The organism is Paenibacillus sp. OSY-SE, from assembly GCF_000283315.1.
GTDB lineage: Bacteria > Bacillota > Bacilli > Paenibacillales > Paenibacillaceae > Paenibacillus_B > Paenibacillus_B profundus.
This window is the reverse complement of sequence record NZ_ALKF01000190.1, coordinates 70,166-92,347: the sequence shown is the minus strand read 5'-3', so window position 1 is coordinate 92,347 and position 22,182 is coordinate 70,166. Positions and strand designations below refer to the sequence as shown.

Sequence of the window (22,182 nt, the reverse complement as noted above, 5' to 3'; positions counted from 1 at the left end):
ATCGAGTTGAATTTTTGCTATGCTAGGAATGAATTTCTACTCTTTATATGGACATGATAGATTATTCTACAAAATGGAATCGGATGAACTGCAACCATTTGCGTCGTCAGCACGTCAATGGATATGCAAGAGAGGGGGAGCAAGGTGGTAGAGCCAGAACTCATACGAGCCGCCCAATCCGGCGATCGCGACGCTCTAATCACTCTTTTGCGCGAAATCGAACAATACGTGTATCGTACCGCTTATTATGTTCTGAATAATGAGCAGGATGCACTGGACGCGTCCCAAGAAGCTTTAATCCGGATTTATACAAAAATTCAATCTTATGAGGAAAAGGCCCAATTTAAGACATGGGTACAACGGATCGTAACGAACATTTGCATTGATAAATTTCGCCGAACCCGGCCAACTGTATCCATCGATGAGCATAACCTCGTATTTCTTGGGGATCAGAGTGTAGAGAGAGAAGTTTTATCCGCATATGCGGCTCAAGATATACGTGCTGCGATTGACCGGCTGCCTGAACATCATCGAGCTGTCGTCGTCCTGCGGTATCTGCAAGATTTCTCCTACAACGAAATAGCGGATAGTATGAATTTGCCGCTTAACACGGTGAAGTCTTATTTATTCCGCGCCCGACAACAGCTGCAGACGATGCTGCAAGATTATGAGAAAGGTGGTGTGCGAGGATGAACTGTTCAGAGGTGATGGAACTGATACAACGCAATTTGGATCATGATCTGGATGCATCGGAAAAAAACCTGCTGGCAGATCATGTAAGCCGTTGCCCCGCCTGTGCTGAAATGTCCGAACGATTAGAACAATTGCATGGAGAATTGGCTCAACTCCCCAAGGTCGCTCCGCGATTTAGTCTGGTTGATGCGATTATGCCGAAGTTGGATCAAATTGATTTGGAGCAGCAGGTGGCTGCGGTCGCTGTCGCTCCGCTTGCCCGCTATGAACAGCCCATACCAATCGCAGAACAGGGACACGATCTGGCTGTTCAGCGGGAGGAGCAAGAACAGACGGATCATGCTGCGCCGGGGCGCAAGCATTGGTTTAAGCGCAAGAATTGGCGTGTGGCAAGCGCAGTTATCGCTGCAGGAGTTGTGTTCGGTCTATTTATTATTACATTTAAACCGCCGATATCGGAGCAAGCTGGAGATTTCCCAGAGATGAACTCTCAACAACAAGCTCCCTCCTCCAGCGATTCCGCTGATTCTACAACTATGACGACCAGTCCGACGAAGGAGAGCGCGACGCCGGAGCCGAAGATGCAGGAACCGCGGGAGCCGGAGGATAGGGCGGTCGTGGGGGCGCAGACGCCGGATGACAGTGCTGATTCTGCGAAGAAGGAAGTATCCGATCAGAAGAAAGATAGACAGAGCACTGGCGCCGACAAGCCGGTGAAGACTCCGCTGAAGAAAGACGTGTCCAAAAAACAGACTGAATCTCCAAAGGAACCGTCTGCGTTCAACAACTCGGCTGGACAAGAAGCGCATGAAGGAATTGCAGGCAATCCGCCGCAGGATAAGCGCATATCGGCTGATGAGGATCCAGAGGTTAAAGGAGAGACGACGAGTCCCGACCCGGATGGCGCAGTGAAAGATCGTGACAGCAACTCCATGAACTTCATCATGAAGCAATCGATGGAAGCGACGTCTCCGGACGGCAAATGGATGGTACTGTGGGAGAACGGACAATTGGTTCTGTATAAAGTAGCGGATCATCAACAGAGTAAAGTCCATACGCTCGCTTTTGCCGGAACGCCGACCGAAATTTTATGGTCCTCCGACAGCAAGAGCATTGGTGTCAGAACAGTGTCAGAAGATGGCACCGCTCAAGAGAGCAAATATGCCGTGCAGAAGGATAGTTTGGTGCCCGCTTCAGAGATAGGGGCAAAATCGGAATCGGAGCCGGATGTGATTCAAGGTACGGTCCAAGAGACGCCTTGATATACGAAAAAGTTTCAATTCATGCACACAAGTAACGCTGCTTGCGTATAGTATTTTAGAATTGCATATAAGCAATGACGTTCCCGTACGTCGTATGACCGTTCGCAGGAAGTTTCTAGAGCTTTACTGCGGACGTTTATCATAGATGTTAGGGGACAGAGGGACTTCGTAATCTGGCTCAAGATTGCGTGAGTCCCTTTGTTTTTGCTGCAAAATTTGCTATGATGAGGTTCGGAAATGTGAGGGGAGGCATCACGGTGGATGTAAAATCTGCTATGAAAGAAATACAGCGGGGCAATCCGCGTTCCATATATGTGCTGTACGGGACGGAGAAATATCGAATGCAAGAGTTTGTTCAATTCCTTGTCCAACATACCGTAGAGGAAGAGAACCGCGAATTGGCCGTGACGAAAATGGACACCGGAGAATCTCCGATTGAACTGGTGATTGAAGAGGCGGAGACGCTTCCATTTCTAGTGGCGCGCAAATGTATTCTCGTTAAGGATCAGAGCATTTTCGCAGCGGGTAAAGACGGTAAAATCGATCATCGTACGGAGCGCCTGCTTGAGTACATGGATCAACCGATGGAAACAAGTATTATCGTATTTCTCGTGCAAGCGGACAAGTTGGACGAACGGAAAAAGACGGTAAAGAAAGCGAAGGCTGAGGGGGCAGTTCTGCCGTTTCTGCCTCTAAGTGCGGAAGAATTGGTGCGATGGGTGAAAAAGCAAATCGAGAGCAATCAATGCTCGATAGCAGATGATGCAGTCGAAGCTTTGCTCAACAGTGCTGGCACTAATTTGCAGTCTCTATCCGCAGAAATAGAAAAGTGCTGTCTGTTTGCCGGGGCGGGCGGCATTATCGACGTCCCAACTGTGGATCGCCTCATTGCTAAAAATACGGAGCAAAATGTGTTTCAGCTCGTGGAGGATATTGTGCGTCGGCGTGCCGATCGCGCGCTTGCCACCTTATATGAGCTGCTGAAGCAAAAGGAAGAGCCGATTAAGATAATGGCACTGATCGTGCGCCAGTTGAGAATGATGATGCAGGTCAAAGAACTGACCAACCAAAGCTTCAGCCAGCAGCAGGCAGCATCTCAGCTCGGCTTGCATCCGTACGCGGTCAAGATGGCTGCAGAACAAGCCCGGCAATATGATATAGCGGTATTGTCCAACTGGATTGCGGAAGCGGCAGAGCTTGATTATGAGATGAAGTCAGGGCGCGTGGAGAAGGCGCTTGGCTTGGAGCTGTTCATCATGCGGATAGCTGCCGGCGTATCCAGTCAGATGAAAGAAGCCCGGAGATAAGCGCATATGCGTTTATCTCCGGGCTTCTTCGCTTCAAGCTAAGTATGAAAGGCTCGGGCTTACGCTTGCGCAAGCAGAGCGTTCAATTTTTGTGCCAAGCGAGACTTTTTGCGGGCAGCCGCATTTTTGTGGACTAGGCCTTTTGTCACAGCCTTATCCAATTTCTTAGAAGCCAAAGCGACAGCTGCTTTAGCTGTTTCAGCTTCGTTATTCGCCAAAGAGATGTCAGCTGCTTTCACAGCTGTGCGAAGTGCAGACTTTTGGGAAGCGTTCAACATACGACGCTTGTCGTTTGATTTCACGCGTTTAACAGCGGATTTAATGTTTGGCATTGCTTTCACCTCCGTTGCATCGTAGTGCGACAACAGAATCAATTTCAATAGGATGTGTAAAGAAATAGATTCACAACTTAAAGTATTCTATCATGACGAACGGCAAAATGCAATACATTTACCTTGGTTTACATATGCCTATATATGAACATGAAGTCGTTTACATCAGAAGGAAATCGTATAAGATTTCTTTCCTTGCACACAATACAAAGCAAGATATGTTCAAATGGGAGGATAATGCCTATGACTGCGGATTTAAGAGCTTACTCAGTGCGAACGGACTTGGCGCTGGAAGCCAGAGAACTGGCGCAACCGGACGCTGCCGTACCCATTCCCGGAGTTCAGGAGGACGTAGAAGACGTTCGCGGGGTAAAGGTGACGAGAATACACGTCCAGACGGAGGAAGGCTCTCGTGCCATCGGACGAATGCCTGGGCGCTATATTACGATTGAAGTGCCGGGATTACGGCGCAAAGATACTGACCTGCAGGATCGTGTCGCGACGAAATTTGCGCAGCTATTTGAAGCGTTTCTGGAGGAAGTAGGAGTGAAGAAGGGCGACAAGGCGCTTATCGTCGGTCTGGGCAACTGGAACGTTACGCCGGATGCCCTTGGCCCATTAGTCGTGGAAAATGTGTTGGTAACTCGCCACTACTTTGAAATTATGCCAGACCAAGTGAGCCCGGGATACCGGGAAGTCAGTGCTGTCGCGCCGGGTGTATTGGGCGTGACAGGCATTGAATCCAGCGAAATTGTCCAAGGGATTGTGGAACGGACGAAGCCTGACGTCATCATCGCAATCGATGCGCTTGCCTCGAAGGCGCTGGAACGTGTCAATACGACGATTCAGATTGCCGATATCGGCATCCACCCCGGTTCAGGCATTGGCAACAAAAGGCGCGGCCTGACTAAGGACATTCTCGGCATCCCGTGCATTGCGATCGGAGTGCCGACCGTCTGCTATGCTTCCACGATCGTGAACAACGCCATTGATATGATGAAGGAGCATTTTAAGCAGGAAACGAACAATACACGGGAGATTCTCGGAATGCTGGACGATATCGGGGAGCAGGAGAGGCTGATGCTGGTGAAGGAAGTGCTGGAGCCGCTTGGTCATGATCTCGTCGTAACGCCGAAGGAAGTCGATGAATTTATGGAGGATATGGCGAACATTATTGCCAGCGGGCTCAATGCTTCATTGCACGAAGCAGTTGATACGGATAATGTGGCGGCATATACGCATTAACGTTGGTGATTAAAAAGGCTTCTCAACAGCCTGACGCCTGTATCGAGCAGGCGTCTTTAGGCTGCCGGGAACAATGTAGCATTGCATGAAATCAAAGTAGATTAAGATTGCCCCCGAATTACATCCCCTTGAAGAGGGTCTGCATCATGTTCGAATTGAATCGGTATGGACATGCCCTTCGTCAGGGAAGGCGCATCAGATACTTGAAAATGAATGTGGGCTTCACTTGAATTGCCAGAGTTGCCGCACTCCCCTAGCAGTTGCCCTGCCTTCACGACATCGCCTTGCTTCACCTGGATCGTGCCTTGCTTGAAATGCGCAAGCAGACTGTATTCGTCATTTCCGTGATCCAGAATGACATAATTTCCTTCTGGCTGCTGCTCATTCATCTGTCCGACCGGATAATTATCAGGAATATCGTTGACGACGTCGACAACTTTTCCCTCGAGCGGGGCGACGACAGGCTGACCGAATGCATAGTAGCTTTCGTTCTTTGTCGGATCGCCCTTAAAGCTGAACCCGTCATGTGTGATGACTAGATCGTAGGCATAGCGTTGATTCGGGTAAGCGTAGTGGTAGTTGATGAGCTCATTGCGGCCGCCCCAGAACACCAGCCATTTATCTTGAAATGGCATGCGATAGCTGTTGGTGGTCGGTTTAAGATCCGTTTCCGCTGAGACGAGCGGGATGAATTGCATGGAGATGATCTGATTGTCCGCCAACATTGCCATCACTCCCTTCTGACCGGCAGCGTCCGTCCAGACGTATTTGTCTGCACCATTCAGTGTCATGCTCGACAATCGCTTCGGAGTCTCCCCTTTACTCCAAAAATTTTGCAGCTGCTGCTCCACTTCTTGTTGAGACACCTTCTGTTGAAAGCTTGCGGATAAGCATTGATGCAGTGTGGCCGCGTCATGGTCTCTAATCCAGTCCTCAATCTGTTCCGGTGAAATGTCGGCGGAAGGCGCAGACGATTCTGCTGGAGCTTGTGTCGCCTTCATTGCAGTTTCTCCTTTCTTCTCGGCTTGAAATGAGCAGCCTGTCGTCAGGAGGCCAGTACAGACCGTTAATGCTAATACGCACATAGTAAGACGGTAATTCACTTCCATCATCCTCTCATCTTTGCGTCACTACCCTCATAAGGGTAATCACTGCACTATCTTCATCATAATGGGCCAGCTTGAACGGAGCCGTAACCGCTGCCCATTCTTTTCTTAACTTTTCATGCGAGAAAGGCTTCTAAATACGAATCTGTTAAGGTTCCGTTAAGATAGCGTTGAATGGCGTGAAAGGTGAACATGATAGAATAGAATGGAAGGCGAGAGGGAAAAGAGAGGAAGAACTCTGATGGAAACAGATATTCGAGCAGCACACATCTTAATTGTGGAAGATGAAGCAGCTTTAAGCAAAATGGTGCACACCGTCCTGCAAAAGGAAGGCTTTACTCATATAACTTGCGTGGCGACAGGGGAAGAGGCGGTTCACTGCTGCCGCAGCCAGCCTGTTGATCTGGTTGTGCTGGATGTTATGCTACCTGGCAAAAGCGGCTTTGAGCTTGCTCCATTCATTCGGGAGCAGACGGATGCCCCGATTATATTCGTTACGGCGCGCACGACGGATTTGGATAAGCTGACAGGCTTCGCCTTAGGAGGCGACGACTACATGACGAAGCCGTTCAACCCGCTGGAGCTCGTTGCGCGCATCAAGGCGCAGTTGAAACGTTATATGGCCGTTGTGAACAGCCAAGCGGACAAGCGGCGTGAACCGGACCTAACCGTATATCAATGCGGGCGGTTTCAACTAGATGAAGCAGCTGGAGAATTAAGGGTGGAGGGCAGACCGGTTGAGTGTCCGGCGATGGTATTTCAGCTGCTCTTGTTTTTATGCAAGCATCCGAACCGGATTTTCTCTAAAAGCGAACTGTATGAAAGCGTGTGGGGACACGATGCGGTAAGCGATGATAATACGGTGATGGTGCACATCCATCGCATTCGGGAACGCATCGAAGCCAATCCGAGCCAGCCTGAAGTTCTGGTTACCGTGCGCGGCATGGGCTATAAGCTTGTTCCGCCGGCCAAAGCGATTCCAGTACGCCTGATCTCATCGTCAACAGAAGGTGAAGGAAGATGAAGACGAGCAGAAGGCTGGCTTGGCATTACGGTTGGCAGTGGCTTGTAGTCGGAGCGGTGCTGCTCTGTACGGTGTTCGCCGCCTTCTTATGGGTGGCCGATCGCATGATAGCGCTCGATCTGAATCGGAGCTTTGCTCGACATGGTCCGAACCAAGTATCCGAGTCTTTGTCGATGGACCTGCATGGAAATGTGCGATGGGATGACGAACTGCAGGATCAGGTGAGAGCGAGCGGTGGTTGGATGCAACTCATCGATGAGGAAGGGAATGTTCTCAAATCTTTTGAGACGCCATCCGATGTGCCAACGCATTACTCGGCCGGTGAGGTTGCCGCCTACGCGCAGGGTAAGAGTCCGTTCCCATATGATTTATATATTTACATCAAGCAGCTGGATAATCGTGCCGTCACACTGCTGTACGGCGTAAATCCGAAGGATGAGAGGCTGCTGGAAACGTGGCTCGCAGCACGCAGCGGAGACACCGGCGATGGAGCAGATGCTCTTGAGACTATGCTGGAGAAGCATCAAGCATGGGTGCAAAGGCTGGATGCAGACGGTATGGAGCTCGCTTCGTGGAACAAGCCGGAAGACGCGCCTAATCGGTACTCGTTGCAGGATATCGTCATGCAGACGATGTATGAAGAGCGCTACGGACAGCGCGTGGCCTACCGCTATGATACGGCATCGCGCGAGACATGGCTGCTGCACATGCCATTTTCGTCTTCGGTTCCAGGAGTGAAGGCGGCGGGATTTACGATTGAATCCTATGATCAGCTGTTTGTGATAGCCATTGCCGGCACTGTGGCATTTATGCTATTCGTATTTATTATGATGGCGTGGTGGCAAAGCTCGCGTCTTGCCCGGCCGTTGCAGCATGTCATGAAATGGACCGAGAGCATATCATCGGGACATTATGAGGAGCCGGTCAATACGCGCGGAATCCCCCATTCGGAACGGAAAAATGGGAAGTTGAAGCGGAATTACCGCATATATGGGGATATTATGCAGTCACTGCATCAGATGGCCTTGCGCTTAAAGAGCGCTGATGAAGAGCGGATAAGGCACGAAACGTACAGGGAGGAGTGGCTGGCGGGACTATCACATGACTTGAAGACGCCACTTGCGTCCATTATCGGTTATGCGCATTTGCTAAGCGCAAAAGAATACGCTTGGGAACCGGAAGAAGCGTCAGAATTTGTAAACATCATGAAGCAAAAAGCGGAGATGATGGACGATCTGATACAGGATCTCAATTTGACGTATCAGCTCCAGAGCGGGAGTCTGCCGCTGCAGTGCGAACTGATAGATATACGTCATTGGTTAACCGAGACGCTCCAGGACATATTTGTGCTCCCGCAATTATCCGAAGCGGAGTTCGAAACCTTCTTCCCCGAGCAGGAAGTTCTCTTTAAGATTGATACGCGTTATTTCCGCCGCATGGTGGACAATGTATGTATGAATGCCTTCTTGCATAATCCGCCTGGAACGAAGTTGAAGGTGGAATTAATGACGGAAGATAACAAGCTGACGCTCAGCTTCACTGATAACGGCAAAGGAATGGACGCGAACACATTGAAACGGTTGTTTACCCGGTACTACCGCGGTAGGACCACAGACGAGACAGCGAAGGGGAGCGGGCTTGGATTGGCGATTACGAAGCAGCTCGTCGAAGCTCACGGTGGCTCAGTGGAGGCTAGCAGCACATTAGGCGGCGGAACGCTCATCGCTTTTCATTTTTTACTAGAGGTTGTTCAACATGAATTAATAGACTCTCAAATGTAATAGTTCTACTTCATAGATTGTCCTCATAGATTCTACTAAATGCACTCTCTTAAATACAGCATGAAGCGCGGTTGTTGCTTGCAGTTAGAGAGGGACAGCAGGTGGAGGAGGACATCGCATGTTTCGGATATTTAATGTTGGGAAGCTGAAGCAAAAATGGATGCAGGCGCTCGTGATGGGACGAACGTTTGTGTTATTGTCTATCGGTTCGGCTGTTTTTTTCATTGTGCTCGGTCTGGGCGGATTGGTGGAGCAGAAGCTGGAATCCTCCCCGCTGTCGTCCATGAAGGGTGTCGCGGCACAGCTTTCCACTCGTTTTTTTGTAGATATGATGGCAATGGAAATGCCTAAGCTGCCCAAAGGCGAAGGGGAAGCATCGCTTTCTCGCAATCAGGTTGCTCAATTTCTCGTCCAACTGGCGACGAATGTCAATCCGTTCGACCCGAAAAGTTTACTGGCGGGCGAGGTTCCCGGGCTCGACCGGGATGCGGCGATTCCACTTCGGCTTGGTGTAGGAAATCAAGCGGTGAAGGGACCGGAAGATTATCCGTTGCCCGCTAACCTGGGGGATAAGCATCCAGATGAACACGGAGGGGAGCCGACGAACGGACCGGACCAAGGCGATCAAGTACCGGGAGGCAAAGGAAATGGACAAGGTGCAGAAACAGTGCGGCCGCCGACGAAGCCGGAGTCAAATAAAGGTCAGGACAATTCAGGAAAATCCAAGACCAATTTAAACAATTATGTCTTCATCTATCATTCACACAATCGGGAATCGTGGAATCCTGAGCTAGAAAAACAAAGCAGCAACCCGAACGATGCGAAGACAAACATTACGCTAGTGGGCAAGCGGCTGCAGGAGCAACTGGAGAAGCAGGGCATCGGAGCTGTCCATTCCAACGAAGATTACTCTTCATCGATAAAAGGGTATAACTGGAATATGTCTTACAAATACTCTAAACAAACAGTAAAAGAAGCGATGGCTCAAAATAAAGAGCTGCAATTTTTCTTTGATATTCATCGCGATGCGCTGCGCCGTAAAGATTCAACGGTTGAAATCAAAGGAAAATCATACGCGCAGGTGTACTTTATTATCGGTCACCGCAATCCGAATTGGAAAGAGAACGAAAGCTTCGCAAGTGAAATCCATGAGAAGCTGGAAGATCGATATCCCGGAATTTCCCGCGGAATATGGGGCAAGTCAGCGGCTCAGGGCAATGGGGAATACAATCAATCATTGTCGCCTAATAGCGTAGTTATTGAAGTTGGCGGCATCGATAATACGTTGGAAGAGTCTTATCGCACAGCGGATGTGCTCGCCGATTTAATCGCGGAAATCGTTCGGGATCTTACAGAAGCGAAGCCAGTGAACAAGCCAGTGCCAAAGGTGCCCAAGCCGGCAGAGAACAAAGCTGTCGACCGCAAGACCGTCCTCAAGAAACAGCAGCAGACGTCCGCTGGGGCGAATGGATAACGGGGAGGCCGCGTACCAATGTCGCGTTACATGAAACAGCTTATCGGCATGATCGTGCTGCTAGCGCTTGGAGTCTTCATTGGGATGGAAGTCGCTTCGGTGGGGATGGATCGGGTGTATGGACCGATGGATGCGGGACGTGAGGCGGTGAATGCGTCTACGTCCTGGCGTGTGGACGAGAGCGGCAACGAAGGCGTAAGTCCGTGGTCTGAGCCGAAATCGCAGCGCAACCAGGTGGAACAGCCAATCAGCGGCGAGCGCACGAAGCAACACGATAGGACTGGCACGAACCGGGACGCGGTGACACATGATGGTTATGATATGTCTGACTCTCCATGGCTTCCCCCGGTGGAGGATGCACCGGTCAACAAGCTGGCGGACGAAACGGCAGGGCTGCTGCAGCATTTGTCTCAGGCAGGCATTCGCGCGGTTGTGGGGCTGTTTAGCGGACTATTTTGAAAAATAAACGGGCTTTTTGTTACGTTATTTTGTGGCGGAAGTTGAGGATCATGTCGTTCCCATTGCTGAGGCCTCTTCATTTCGGTATAATATATAAATTGAAACTTGGCTCAGTGGTGGGGGTATGGAAATCGAATGACGGAACTGCTGTCACGACAAAAGAAAATTCGCAATTTTTGCATTATTGCGCACATTGATCACGGGAAGTCTACACTTGCCGATCGAATTTTGGAATACACCGGGGCGTTGACGTCCCGTGAAATGCAAGCCCAAGTGCTCGACAAAATGGACTTGGAGCGCGAACGGGGCATTACGATTAAGTTGCAGGCGGTCCGCTTGAACTATAAGGCGGACGACGGTGAGGAATATATTTTGAACTTGATCGACACGCCGGGACACGTCGACTTCACGTATGAAGTATCCCGCAGCTTGGCCGCGTGCGAAGGCGCTTTGCTTGTCGTCGACGCCGCACAGGGCATCGAAGCGCAGACATTGGCTAACGTCTATCTTGCGCTCGACAACGATCTCGAAATAATACCGGTCATCAATAAGATTGACCTGCCAAGTGCAGAGCCGGATCGCGTCAAGCAGGAGATCGAAGAAGTGATCGGTCTCGATTGCTCGGAAGCGGTGCATGCTTCTGCCAAAGCGGGCATCGGCATTAAGGAAATATTGGAACAGGTCGTCCAGAAGGTGCCATCGCCGACGGGTAATCCAGAAGAGCCGCTGAAGGCGCTCATATTCGACTCGCACTACGATCCTTACAAAGGCGTTATTGTCTACGTGCGCGTCGTGGATGGAGCCATCCGCTCCGGCAGCAAGATCAAGATGATGGCGACAGGCAAGACGTTCGAGGTAATCGAGGTCGGCGCCTTTAAGCCGAGCATGACGATCGTGGACGAACTGAACGTCGGGGATGTCGGCTTTATCGTGGCAGGCATCAAGAACGTCGGCGACACTCGTGTCGGTGATACGGTGACGGACGCGAAGAAGCCGACAGTGGAACCGCTGCCTGGCTATCGCCGTATTAACCCGATGGTATTCTGCGGTCTGTATCCGATTGAGACATCGGATTACAATGACTTGAGGGAAGCGCTCGAGAAGCTGCAATTGAACGACGCTTCGCTCACGTTTGAGCCGGAAACGTCTTCCGCGCTCGGCTTTGGTTTCCGCTGTGGATTTCTAGGCTTGCTGCATATGGAAATTATCCAAGAGCGCATCGAGCGTGAATTCAACATTCCGCTTATTACGACGGCACCAAGCGTAATTTACCGCGTTACACTGACGAATGGCACTACGTTCGACATCGATAATCCGTCTAATTATCCGGAACAGGGCAAGCTTGAGTACGTCGAAGAGCCATATGTCAAAGCTGCCATTATCGTGCCGAACGATTTTGTCGGAGCTGTTATGGAGCTGTGCCAAGGAAAACGCGGCGAGTTTGTGGATATGCAATATTTGGACACGACGCGTGTCACGATCACATATCAGATTCCGTTGGCAGAAATCGTCTATGATTTCTTTGACCAGTTGAAATCAAACACGAAAGGCTATGCATCCTTCGATTATGAGCTGTCAGGATACCGCCAGTCGAACTTGGTTAAGATGGATATTTTGTTGAATGGAGAGCAGGTTGACGCTTTGTCCGTCATCGTGCACCGTGACCGTTCACATCATCGCGGCAAGTTGATTTGCGAGAAGCTGCGTGAACTGATTCCGCGCCAAATGTTCGAGGTGCCAATACAAGCAGCTGTCGGAACGAAGATCATGGCTCGGGAAACGGTTAAAGCAATGCGCAAGAACGTGCTTGCGAAATGTTACGGTGGTGACATTTCGCGTAAGCGCAAGCTGCTGGAGAAGCAGAAAGAAGGGAAGAAGCGCATGAAGCAGGTCGGCAGCGTTGAGGTGCCGCAGGAAGCGTTCATGGCTGTATTGAAAATTGATGACAAATAAGTAAAGGGGAGGAGGCGGTCGCCTCCTCTTTTTAATAGATGCGGATCCAAAAGTGTTTTTAGATCGTGCATGATATAGCGATGCGAAAGGAGGGTTCTCGCCATGTCGGCGATTCAACCTTCATTACAACAACAACCTTATCCGGCTCATGCTCCACGTGCGCTGTATATTCATATTCCATTTTGCACGAACAAATGCTTTTACTGTGATTTCAACTCCTATGTGCTGAAAGGTCAGCCAGTGATGGACTACTTGCGGGCGATGGAGCAAGAAATGAAGCATACGGTAGAGCAATGTCCTCCAGATGAGATCGACACGATCTTCGTCGGTGGCGGAACGCCTACCGTTTTGAAGCCAGATCAAATGGCCTATTTTCTCGATTCAGTGCGGAACGCGTTCCCGAATTGGAGTAAACAGATTGAATTCAGCATGGAGGCCAATCCCGGCACGACGGATCTCGAGAAGCTGCGCGTCATGCATGCAGGCGGTGTGAATCGGATAAGCTTCGGCGTGCAGTCATTCAACAATAATCTGCTGCATGAAATTGGAAGGATTCATAACACGGACGATGTGTACCGCAGTATTGAGAATGCGCAGAAAGCGGGCTTTGACAACATGTCCATTGATCTGATGTTCGGGCTGCCGAATCAGACGGTGGAGATGCTGGAGCATAGCGTTGAGAAAGCGTTGGAGCTCGATTTGCCGCATTTGTCCATTTATAGCTTGAAGGTGGAAGAAAATACGCTGTTCCATGCGATGTACCACCGCAATGAGCTGCCGCTTCCTAGCGAAGAAGATGAGCTTGAAATGTACATGGTCATTATGGAACGCATGAAAGCGGCGGGGTACGACCAGTACGAAATCAGCAACTTTGCGAAGCCCGGATATGAGAGCCGACATAACACGACTTATTGGCGCAATGAAGATTATTATGGTATCGGGGCGGGTGCGCACGGCTATACGAAGAGAGAGCGGCATCTGAACATTAAAGGGGTTACGCCTTATGTGGAGGCATGCCACAATGGGTTGCCGCGCCTTGATACTTTTTGCATAGATGAGGCCGAGGCGATGGAGGATTTCATGATGGTCGGCTTGCGCTTGCTGGAAGGGGTAAGCAGTGACCGCTTTGCGGAGCAGTTCGGAGGCGCGCTGCTTGACAAGGTGTTTGCTGCTCCGCTTAAACGGCTGCTGAAGCAAGGATTAATTGAAGTGACATCGGAAGGGTATCGTTTGACAGAGCAAGGGCTGCTGTTCGGCAACGATGTATTCGGCTCCTTTGTGGGGTTGTTGAGCGGCGAGAAGTGAGCGGTTGAGAGCAACTGTTAGTGTCATAGCTTAATACGGAGGTTGGTTGTACCTGCGTTCGGAATAACGTCAACAACAAAAATGTCGCTGTTACGATATAGAAGGCTGCTTCAAGAGCAGACAATATCGTGCAGCGGCATTTTTTATTTACTATGTTGCTGCTTATGAAAATAAGCAGTTAAGCTATTAATTATTTATTTTGGTGAAATAGTAATGGTTTGTGGGGAGAATGCACGAAAGATGAGTTATTTATTGATTGATTTAGCGCTTTAATACCATCCGCAGCAATAGCGAGATCATAAAAGCCATGCAGAACGACCCGAATAAGAGGCCGATGAAGGTGACGATAACCATACTTGCAGTAGGATGATATAACTGTGGAATGACCATCATCGTGCTAATCACTGTAAAAAAAAGAGTTAATAGCGATATCCGTTTTTTCATAAGTGAAATCACCTGACCTTATTAATGTAAATCGCTACGCTTAGTATATCCAGATTGAAGATAGACATGTATCGGAACGAACGGAACGGGGAGTGCCTCCCAGGTAAAATAATCCTTGATAAACTATGCATCATGATGTATATTCATTCATGAATATTATGTGAGTTACATCACACGCGGAGGGAAAGTACGATGACTGCCATGGTGAGAAAGGCGAAACCAGACGATATTGATACGTTGTTTGAACTTATACAGCATTATGCAGAGCAAGGAATTATGCTTCCACGTTCCCGAGACATACTTGAGAAGCAACTGGAGTATTTCGTCGTCGCTGAGCTGGGCGGACAAATGGTAGGCTGCGGCTCACTGTGCCAACTGGGCAGCGACCTTGTCGAAATTCGCTCGCTTGGCATTACACCGGGGCATAAAGGAAAGGGAATCGGTTCATTGCTTGTTGACGAGCTTGTCGCCGAAGCTAAAGAACGAGCGATACCCAAGGTAATGGCTTTAACGTACGAGGCCAAATTTTTTCAGAAGAATGGTTTCGACATTGTGCAAAAAGAAATATTCCCGGAGAAAGTATGGACCGATTGCGTTCATTGCAAAAAACGGGATTGCTGCGATGAAATAGCTGTCCTCAAAGTACTGAACTGACTTGACAATCGTCTTGTCCGTTTGGTATTTTTGTTATATCGGTTAGCACTCGACTGTGATGAGTGCTAACGACCGGAGACAACAAGAGACTGAGGAGGGATGCGCATGTTGACGGAACGCCAACGCATGATATTGAACGCTATCGTAGATGATTATATTCGTTCCGCGGAACCTGTCGGTTCACGCAGCATTTCGAAACGGGGCGATGTTGGGTATAGCCCGGCTACAATTCGAAATGAGATGGCCGATTTGGAAGAACTCGGGTTTCTTGAGCAGCCGCATACGTCTGCAGGGCGCATTCCATCCCATAAAGGCTATCGCTATTATGTCGACCACCTCGTCCGTTTGGATAATTTATCGAGCGATGAGGTTGGGCGGTTGAAGTCGGTCTTCGCGGAAAAAATAACAGCAATGGAAGAAATCGTGCAGCATACGGCTTCCATTCTGTCACAGCTTACGAATTACACGTCGATTGCGTTAGGGCCCGAGGTGTTCAACGCATCGCTTCGCCATTTTCAATTATTGCCGCTCAATGAAGAGACGGCGGTGGCCATCGTCGTAACGAACACCGGTCATGTGGAGAACAAGACGGTGCCTATTCCGCCGGGCATTTCAGCATCCGAGCTGGAGAAGGTCGTCAACGTGCTGAATACGAAGCTTGTCGGAGTGCCGCTCTTTAAGCTGCGCGCTCAGCTCTATAATGAAATCGGGCAAGAATTGAGCAAGTATGTGTCTCACGTGCAAGAAATGATGACGATGGTCGAGAGCATTCTTGCTGACGACAGCTCGCATCGGGAAGTATACTTGAGTGGGACGACCAATATACTTGCGCAGCCAGAGTTCCAGGACGTTGACAAGATTAAGACGATATGGGAGCTGCTTGAAGAGACACCAGCTTTGATCAAGGTCGTCGGCTCGGCCCCAACTGGGATTCAAGTTCGCATCGGGCAAGAGAATTTACATGAAGCGATATCGAATTGCAGCATGATTACGGCAACGTACACGATTGACGGGCAGACGCTCGGAACGATTGGAGTATTGGGGCCGACACGGATGGAGTACGGGAAAGTCATTAATATGATGAATCATTTGTCTGGACAATTAGCGCTGTTCATGCGGCGTTGGTATAAATAACGTGGATGCATGATGGTGAGGAAGGGGCGTCGATCATGACTCAAGGAAACGGGCAAGTGCAAGAGACCGATGAGCGCTACGCGACGCTCCTGAACAATGCCGGTGCCGTGCGGGCGCTGTGCGCGGCTGTAGAAGGCACGTTAGGTCCGAAAGGCTTGGATGTGATGCTTGTCGGCGGGGACGGGGACGTCATTATTACGAATGATGGGGTGACCATCTTGGAAAAGATGGACGTATCCCACCCAGCCGCGAAGCTGCTCATTCAAGTCGCGCGCGCGCAACAGAACGAAGTCGGTGACGGCACGACGACGGCGACGGTGTTGGCCGGCGCACTCGTGCAGGAGGGCGTAGCCCAAGTGACGAAGGGCGTTCCGGCCGCAAAAGTGGTCACAGGCTTAATGCAGGGCATTGGCGCTGCCACTGAAGCGCTTCGGCAGCGTGCGGTCCGTCTGGAAGGCTGGGATGACGTGCGGCTGCGCCGTGCCGTACATATTGCAGGACGAGAGCAGGAGGACGTTGTCCGTCTGGTGCTTGAGGCTGGACAGGCGGTGGGCTGGGAACAGCTGCAGGATCCGTATTACCGTTTCGCCGAGACGATCGTAGCGCACGAGAAGGCGAAGAACGAATGGTTTCACGGCGTCATGCTGAAGCAGAAGCCGCTGCAGCGAGATTGGCTCCCCGAGCGTAATTGCTGCCGTGTGCTAGTGCTGCAGGACAGCTTGGAGCCAGATGCGCTCGATGAGCAGCTGCTGACGACAGAGGCTGGCTTCCAGCAGTATATGACGCATCGCGGTGTATTTATGCAGCGTCTTGCGCAGCTTCACGAGCTGGGCGTCGGCTTCATCGTACTGGAGCGCGGTATCCATCCGGAAGCGGAACAATTCTGCTTGGACCACGATATGATGGTCGTGCAGCGTGTTAGCCGCGAAGATATTGCGCGCGTCTGCCGCCTGACGGGCGGCAAGCCGCTCAAGCGCGCGGCGCTCGCGAAGGATGCCGCTGTGCTTGAGCCGCTGCTCGGCCGCACCGCCTGCGTGCGCTACGATGAGCGCCTGGAGCGCGTGCGCCTGTATGCCCCGGACTCGCCGGGACATACAGGCGATGCCGGTGGAGTCGTCTCCGGCAAGGACCCGACTCCGCCGCGACGCGCGCAGGTGACGCTCATCGTGGGCGCCAGCACGCGCGAGGTCGTGGGCGAGCGGGCTCGCATCGCCCAGGACGCGGCCGCGGCGCTGCAGGCAGCCGTGCAAGGCGGCGTGCTGCCAGGCGGCGGCACGACGGAGCTGGCGCTCTCGTACCGGCTCGAGCGCTACCGCGAAACGGTGCGCGGCATGGAAGCCTTCGGCATTGCCGCAGTCGCGCAAGCGCTGCGCAAGCCAATGGCGCAAATTGTGCTGAACGCTGGCTTCAATCCGCTGGAGAAGCTGGAAGAAGCCCGTGCTGCGCAGACGTCGGAAGGCAACGAGGCCATCGGCATTGATTGCGACAGCGGAGCGCTGCTGGACTACGCCCGAGCAGGGATATTCGACCCGGCGACGGTGAAGCTGCACGCCTTGCATGCGGCAGGAGAAGTGGCGGCAGCCGTTCTCCGCATTCATACTGTGATTAAGATGAAGCCCGATGCACCGACATCGGCTTGACATGTTGAAATGAAGATGGTTAGAATTCAATCGGATTTAATTATAAAGGGGAGGTGAAGGGGTTGAACCCAGAACAAGAAGAGATGAAAGTTACCGAAGAAGACATGCAGGCCACAGCTGCCCATGATGAACATAGCAATGAAGCAGATACTGACGCCTCAGCTTCTGACGCCTGCTCCGGCACACAAGCAGCAGATGAGAGCAATCCGCTCCACGCGGAGCTGGAACAAGCGAAAGAACAGGCGGATGAGCATTACCAGCGCTATCTGCGTACTCAGGCGGACTTTGATAACTTCCGCCGCCGCACGATGAAGGAGAAAGAAGACCTTGCGAAGTACGCTTCCGCGAAGGTCATCACCGAACTGCTGCCAGTGCTTGACAACTTCGAGCGCGCACTCTCCACAGGCCAAGAGGCTAGCGAGACGGAATCGTTCGTCAAAGGCGTAGACATGATCTTCCGCCAAATCCAGCAAGTGATGGAGCAGGAAGGCGTCCAGCCGATGAATGCGGTAGGAGAGCCATTCAATCCGGAATACCATCAAGCGATTATGCAGGTGGAATCGGATGAGTATGAAGAAGGCTTCGTAGTGGAAGAAGTGCAGAAGGGCTATATGCTGAAAGATAAAGTACTGCGCCCGGCAATGGTAAAAGTTAGCGGCTAGCTGCATAGATGAAGCTTGGCTTCGATAATGCCGTAACCGTTAAGTTTAATATATTTTTTGATAAGTGAGCTAGCTAGTTGAGGAGGTTATTTATTTTATGAGCAAAGTAATTGGTATTGACTTAGGAACAACTAACTCTTGCGTGGCAGTAATGGAGGGCGGCGAAGCCGTCGTCATCCCGAATCCAGAAGGCGCGCGTACAACTCCATCCGTCGTGGGCTTCAAGAAAGACGGCGAGCGCGTCGTCGGTGAAACGGCGAAGCGCCAAGCGATTACGAACCCAGATCGCACCGTAATGTCGATTAAGCGTCACATGGGTACGAGTCATAAGACGACGATTGATGACAAGGACTATACGCCGCAAGAGATTTCCGCAATGATTTTGCAGAAGCTGAAATCAGACGCAGAAGCTTACTTAGGCCAAACAGTAACGCAAGCGGTTATTACCGTTCCTGCTTACTTCAATGACTCTCAGCGCCAAGCAACGAAAGATGCGGGTAAAGTTGCAGGCTTGGACGTGCTTCGTATCGTGAACGAGCCGACAGCTGCGGCTCTGGCATATGGTGCGGACAAAGAAGGCGACCATACGATTCTCGTATATGACTTGGGCGGCGGTACGTTTGACGTATCGATCCTCGAGCTTGGCGACGGCTTCTTCGAAGTAAAAGCGACAAGCGGTGACAACAAATTGGGCGGTGACGACTTCGACCAAGTCATCATCGATTATCTCGCAGCTGAGTTCAACAAAGAACACGGCATCGACTTAAGAAAAGACAAAGCAGCGGTACAACGTCTGAAAGATGCTGCGGAAAAAGCGAAAAAAGAATTGTCCGGCGTATTGACGACGACGATCAGCTTGCCGTTTATCACTGTCGTTGATGGCGTGCCTCAGCACTTGGAAGTGAACATGACACGTGCCAAATTCGAAGAATTGTCGGCGCAGCTGGTAGAGCGTACGCTCGGACCGACTCGCCAAGCGATGCAGGATGCGGGCATGACACCTGCGGACATCGATAAGATCGTTCTCGTTGGTGGTTCCACACGTATTCCTGCCGTTCAAGAAGCGATTAAGAAGCTGACGGGCAAAGATCCTCATAAAGGCGTCAACCCGGATGAAGTTGTAGCTTTGGGTGCAGCTGTACAAGCGGGCGTATTGACCGGGGACGTGAAGGATGTCGTATTGCTCGACGTCACTCCGCTCTCCCTCGGCATCGAAACAGCTGGCGGCGTATTTACGAAGATGATCGAACGCAACACGACGATCCCGACGAGCAAGTCGCAAATCTTCTCGACGTATGCTGACAGCCAAACGAGCGTAGAAATTCACGTACTGCAAGGCGAGCGCTCTATGGCGGCGGACAATAAGACGCTGGGACGCTTTATGTTGGCGGACATTCCTCCGGCACCACGCGGCGTACCGCAAATCGAAGTTACGTTCGATATCGATGCGAACGGTATCGTAAAAGTGTCTGCGCTTGATAAAGGCACAGGCAAGAGCCAAAATATTACAATCACGTCTTCAAGCGGCTTGAACGACGAGGAAATCGATCGTATGATGAAAGAAGCAGAATTGCATGCTGAAGAAGACAAAAAACGCAAAGAAATGGTCGAAGTGAAGAACACGGCAGACCAATTGGTATATACGACCGAGAAGACGCTGAAAGATTTGGGCGACAAGGTGGAACAAGCTGAAATCGATAAAGCGAACGAAGCGAAAGAAAAAGTGAAAACAGCACTCGAAAGCAACGATGTAGACCAAATCAAGGCGGCTACAGAAGAGCTGACGGAAATTGTACAGCAATTGTCTGTTAAGCTGTATGAGCAAGCAGCTCAAGCGCAGCAGGCAGAGCAAGGCGCACAAGACGGCGCAGCGAAGAAAGACAACGTCGTTGATGCAGATTACGAAGTCGTGGACGAAGACAAGAAATAAGCATTCGACGGTCAGGTCAAAGCCGGGGTGACTCGGCTTTGACTTTCCTTTTGTAATTCGTGCTACAAGTGTATGGGGGTGGAATGGTGGCGAAACGAGATTATTATGAGGTGCTCGGCGTAGGCAAAGGGGCGAGCGACGACGAAGTGAAGAAGGCGTATCGCAAGCTTGCGCGTCAATATCACCCGGACGTTAACAAGGAAGCGGACGCGGAGGATAAGTTCAAAGAAGTAAAAGAAGCGTACGATGTGCTAAGTGACGACCAAAAGCGGGCGGTGTATGATCAATACGGGCACGTCGATCCGAACCAAGGTATGGGCGGCGGCGGATTTTCCGGCGACTTCGGCGGGTTCGGTGATATCTTTGATATGTTCTTTGGCGGCGGCGGCCGCAAAGATCCGAATGCGCCGCAGCGTGGCAGCGACCTGCAGTACACGATGCAAATCGAGTTCAAGGAAGCGGTGTTCGGCAAAGAAACGGACATTACGATTCCGCGCACGGAGCAATGCGATACCTGCTTCGGTACAGGAGCAAAGCCCGGCACGAAGCCGGATAATTGTACTGCCTGCCACGGTACGGGGCAGCAAGAAGTGGTGCAGAACACACCGTTCGGCCGCATGGTGAACCGTCGTGCATGTTCGGTCTGCCAAGGTAAAGGGAAAATTATCCGCGAAAAATGCGGAAAGTGTCACGGTGCGGGTTCGTTGAAAAATCAGCGCAAAATTCACGTGCGCATCCCCGGTGGTGTGGATGATGGAGCGCAGCTTCGCATGAGCGGTGAAGGGGAAAGCGGACTGCGCGGCGGTCCGAATGGCGACTTATATATTGTCATTCGTGTCAAATCGCATGAGTTCTTCGAACGCGACGGTGATGACATTTACTGCGAAGTACCGCTCACCTTTGCTCAAGCGGCATTGGGCGATGAAATTGAAATTCCGACGTTAACGGAAAAAGTTAAGCTGAAAATTCCTGCCGGCACGCAAACGGGCACATTCTTCCGCCTGCGCGGCAAGGGTGTTCCGCGTCTCCGCGGTCACGGACAAGGGGATCAGCATGTCAAAGTCATCATCGTGACGCCAACGAAAATGTCCGACGAGCAGAAGGATATGTTGCGTCAGTTCGCCGAAATTGGCGGCGAGCAGCCGAATGGCGGCCATGAAGAATCGTTTTTTGATCGCATGAAGAGGGCTTTCCGCGGCGATTAGTCGAGTAGTAGACTCTAACCACGTGACTCTATCGTAAAAGATAGAGACGTGGTTTTTTTAATATCCAAACCCAGAGGCACGCATCCGCTAACCGGTGCAGGTCCGGTCACGGGGCCCGTCCCGTGTTTATCGCTCAAAATGCTCCCCTTGGTTCAGCTTGGCAACCCGCTACTCTTTAAAATGAATACAGGTTGTCGGGCATGCATGTATATCACGGCTCTTAGCTCCATTCTCCCAATTAGTCAGGATGGTTCACATCGAGGAACGAACAGGTACACAGATGCCGTTTCATTTAGATATCATGCCATGAAGGGGGGGATCATGACTACAGGTTCCCCGTAATCATTCTAGGACGAGCCGCCTTCTGCATGGCAATGAACCAGAGTCATGGATGTGCATGCTGCCTTCTGATAGAAGGGTAGAACGAAGCAAAGGGGCGGATAAAGCAATGACCGTCTGAACGCGGCACTGCACGAAAACGGCACATTTCGTTCATGGAGAAGAGCCCATACCATACGATTCGACAGATGGCACGTCTTGAGGCGATTTTTTGACGCCATCTTCAATCGGTA

General features: G+C 51.1%; 19 protein-coding genes. 16 read left to right on the top strand and 3 right to left on the bottom strand.

All coding sequences use genetic code 11. The features are described 5' to 3' along the window. Nucleotides 1-144 precede the first annotated feature (144 nt). From A372_RS0119345 to holA, 3 genes are all read left to right on the top strand, one after another. Nucleotides 145-693, top strand: a complete 549-nt coding sequence (locus A372_RS0119345; RefSeq protein ID WP_019422546.1) for an RNA polymerase sigma factor — start codon at nt 145-147, stop codon at nt 691-693. Next, a complete protein-coding gene (locus A372_RS0119340) occupies nt 690-1,955 on the top strand; it encodes an anti-sigma factor family protein (protein WP_019422545.1) in 1,266 nt (421 codons plus the stop codon). Before A372_RS0119345 ends, A372_RS0119340 begins: the two co-directional genes overlap by 4 nt. A 257-nt stretch (nt 1,956-2,212) precedes the next feature. Next, the gene (gene holA / locus A372_RS0119335) at nt 2,213-3,262 is read left to right on the top strand and encodes a DNA polymerase III subunit delta (protein WP_019422544.1); all 1,050 of its coding nucleotides are present in this window, start codon (nt 2,213-2,215) and stop codon (nt 3,260-3,262) included. Nucleotides 3,263-3,321: 59 nt separating this feature from the next. Here the strand turns inward: holA and rpsT are convergent, their stop codons facing one another. Continuing rightward, nucleotides 3,322-3,594 carry a 30S ribosomal protein S20 gene (gene rpsT, locus A372_RS0119330; RefSeq protein WP_019422543.1) on the bottom strand — a complete coding sequence of 91 codons (273 nt, stop codon included), beginning with the start codon at nt 3,592-3,594 and terminating at the stop codon, nt 3,322-3,324. Between the two features lie 243 nt (nt 3,595-3,837). On the opposite strand from rpsT, the gene gpr reads away from it, so the two are divergent. Next, nucleotides 3,838-4,839 (top strand): GPR endopeptidase, encoded by a 1,002-nt coding sequence (gene gpr, locus A372_RS0119325; protein ID WP_019422542.1) that lies wholly within the window; start codon nt 3,838-3,840, stop codon nt 4,837-4,839. Nucleotides 4,840-4,940: 101 nt separating this feature from the next. Here the strand turns inward: gpr and A372_RS0119320 are convergent, their stop codons facing one another. Next, the gene (locus A372_RS0119320) at nt 4,941-5,840 is read right to left on the bottom strand and encodes a M23 family metallopeptidase (protein WP_019422541.1); all 900 of its coding nucleotides are present in this window, start codon (nt 5,838-5,840) and stop codon (nt 4,941-4,943) included. 346 nt (nt 5,841-6,186) lie between these two features. On the opposite strand from A372_RS0119320, the gene A372_RS0119315 reads away from it, so the two are divergent. The 6 genes from A372_RS0119315 to hemW all read left to right on the top strand — a co-directional run bounded on the left by A372_RS0119315 (nt 6,187) and on the right by hemW (nt 13,941). After that, on the top strand, nt 6,187-6,969 hold the full coding sequence (locus tag A372_RS0119315; RefSeq protein WP_019422540.1) for a response regulator transcription factor: 783 nt from the start codon (nt 6,187-6,189) through the stop codon (nt 6,967-6,969). After that, nucleotides 6,966-8,750: a sensor histidine kinase gene (locus A372_RS0119310; protein ID WP_019422539.1), complete on the top strand. Its 1,785-nt coding sequence runs from the start codon at nt 6,966-6,968 to the stop codon at nt 8,748-8,750. Before A372_RS0119315 ends, A372_RS0119310 begins: the two co-directional genes overlap by 4 nt. A 118-nt stretch (nt 8,751-8,868) precedes the next feature. Beyond that, a complete protein-coding gene (locus tag A372_RS0119305; protein ID WP_019422538.1) occupies nt 8,869-10,224 on the top strand; it encodes a stage II sporulation protein P in 1,356 nt (451 codons plus the stop codon). 18 nt (nt 10,225-10,242) lie between these two features. Continuing rightward, complete coding sequence (locus A372_RS0119300) at nt 10,243-10,683, top strand: hypothetical protein (RefSeq protein WP_019422537.1); 441 nt, start codon at nt 10,243-10,245, stop codon at nt 10,681-10,683. A gap of 135 nt (nt 10,684-10,818) precedes the next feature. Beyond that, complete coding sequence (gene lepA, locus A372_RS0119295) at nt 10,819-12,636, top strand: translation elongation factor 4 (protein ID WP_019422536.1); 1,818 nt, start codon at nt 10,819-10,821, stop codon at nt 12,634-12,636. A gap of 102 nt (nt 12,637-12,738) precedes the next feature. After that, entirely contained in the window at nt 12,739-13,941 is a 1,203-nt protein-coding gene (gene hemW, locus A372_RS0119290; RefSeq protein WP_019422535.1) for a radical SAM family heme chaperone HemW, read from the top strand. A 261-nt stretch (nt 13,942-14,202) separates the two neighbouring features. On the opposite strand, the gene A372_RS0119285 is transcribed toward hemW, so the two are convergent. Then, nucleotides 14,203-14,385, bottom strand: coding sequence for a hypothetical protein (locus A372_RS0119285; protein WP_019422534.1), 183 nt, complete (start codon nt 14,383-14,385; stop codon nt 14,203-14,205). A 192-nt stretch (nt 14,386-14,577) separates the two neighbouring features. Between A372_RS0119285 and A372_RS0119280 the strand changes: the two genes are divergently transcribed. The 6 genes from A372_RS0119280 to dnaJ all read left to right on the top strand — a co-directional run bounded on the left by A372_RS0119280 (nt 14,578) and on the right by dnaJ (nt 21,610). Further along, entirely contained in the window at nt 14,578-15,039 is a 462-nt protein-coding gene (locus A372_RS0119280; RefSeq protein ID WP_019422533.1) for an N-acetyltransferase, read from the top strand. A 105-nt stretch (nt 15,040-15,144) separates the two neighbouring features. Further along, on the top strand, nt 15,145-16,173 hold the full coding sequence (gene hrcA / locus A372_RS0119275) for a heat-inducible transcriptional repressor HrcA (protein WP_019422532.1): 1,029 nt from the start codon (nt 15,145-15,147) through the stop codon (nt 16,171-16,173). A 35-nt stretch (nt 16,174-16,208) separates the two neighbouring features. Continuing rightward, complete coding sequence (locus A372_RS0119270) at nt 16,209-17,813, top strand: TCP-1/cpn60 chaperonin family protein (RefSeq protein WP_019422531.1); 1,605 nt, start codon at nt 16,209-16,211, stop codon at nt 17,811-17,813. Between the two features lie 62 nt (nt 17,814-17,875). After that, nucleotides 17,876-18,475: a nucleotide exchange factor GrpE gene (gene grpE / locus A372_RS0119265; protein WP_019422530.1), complete on the top strand. Its 600-nt coding sequence runs from the start codon at nt 17,876-17,878 to the stop codon at nt 18,473-18,475. A 97-nt stretch (nt 18,476-18,572) separates the two neighbouring features. Next, nucleotides 18,573-20,405 carry a molecular chaperone DnaK gene (gene dnaK, locus A372_RS0119260; RefSeq protein ID WP_019422529.1) on the top strand — a complete coding sequence of 611 codons (1,833 nt, stop codon included), beginning with the start codon at nt 18,573-18,575 and terminating at the stop codon, nt 20,403-20,405. 83 nt (nt 20,406-20,488) lie between these two features. Beyond that, the gene (gene dnaJ, locus A372_RS0119255) at nt 20,489-21,610 is read left to right on the top strand and encodes a molecular chaperone DnaJ (protein WP_019422528.1); all 1,122 of its coding nucleotides are present in this window, start codon (nt 20,489-20,491) and stop codon (nt 21,608-21,610) included. Nucleotides 21,611-22,182: the final 572 nt, after the last annotated feature.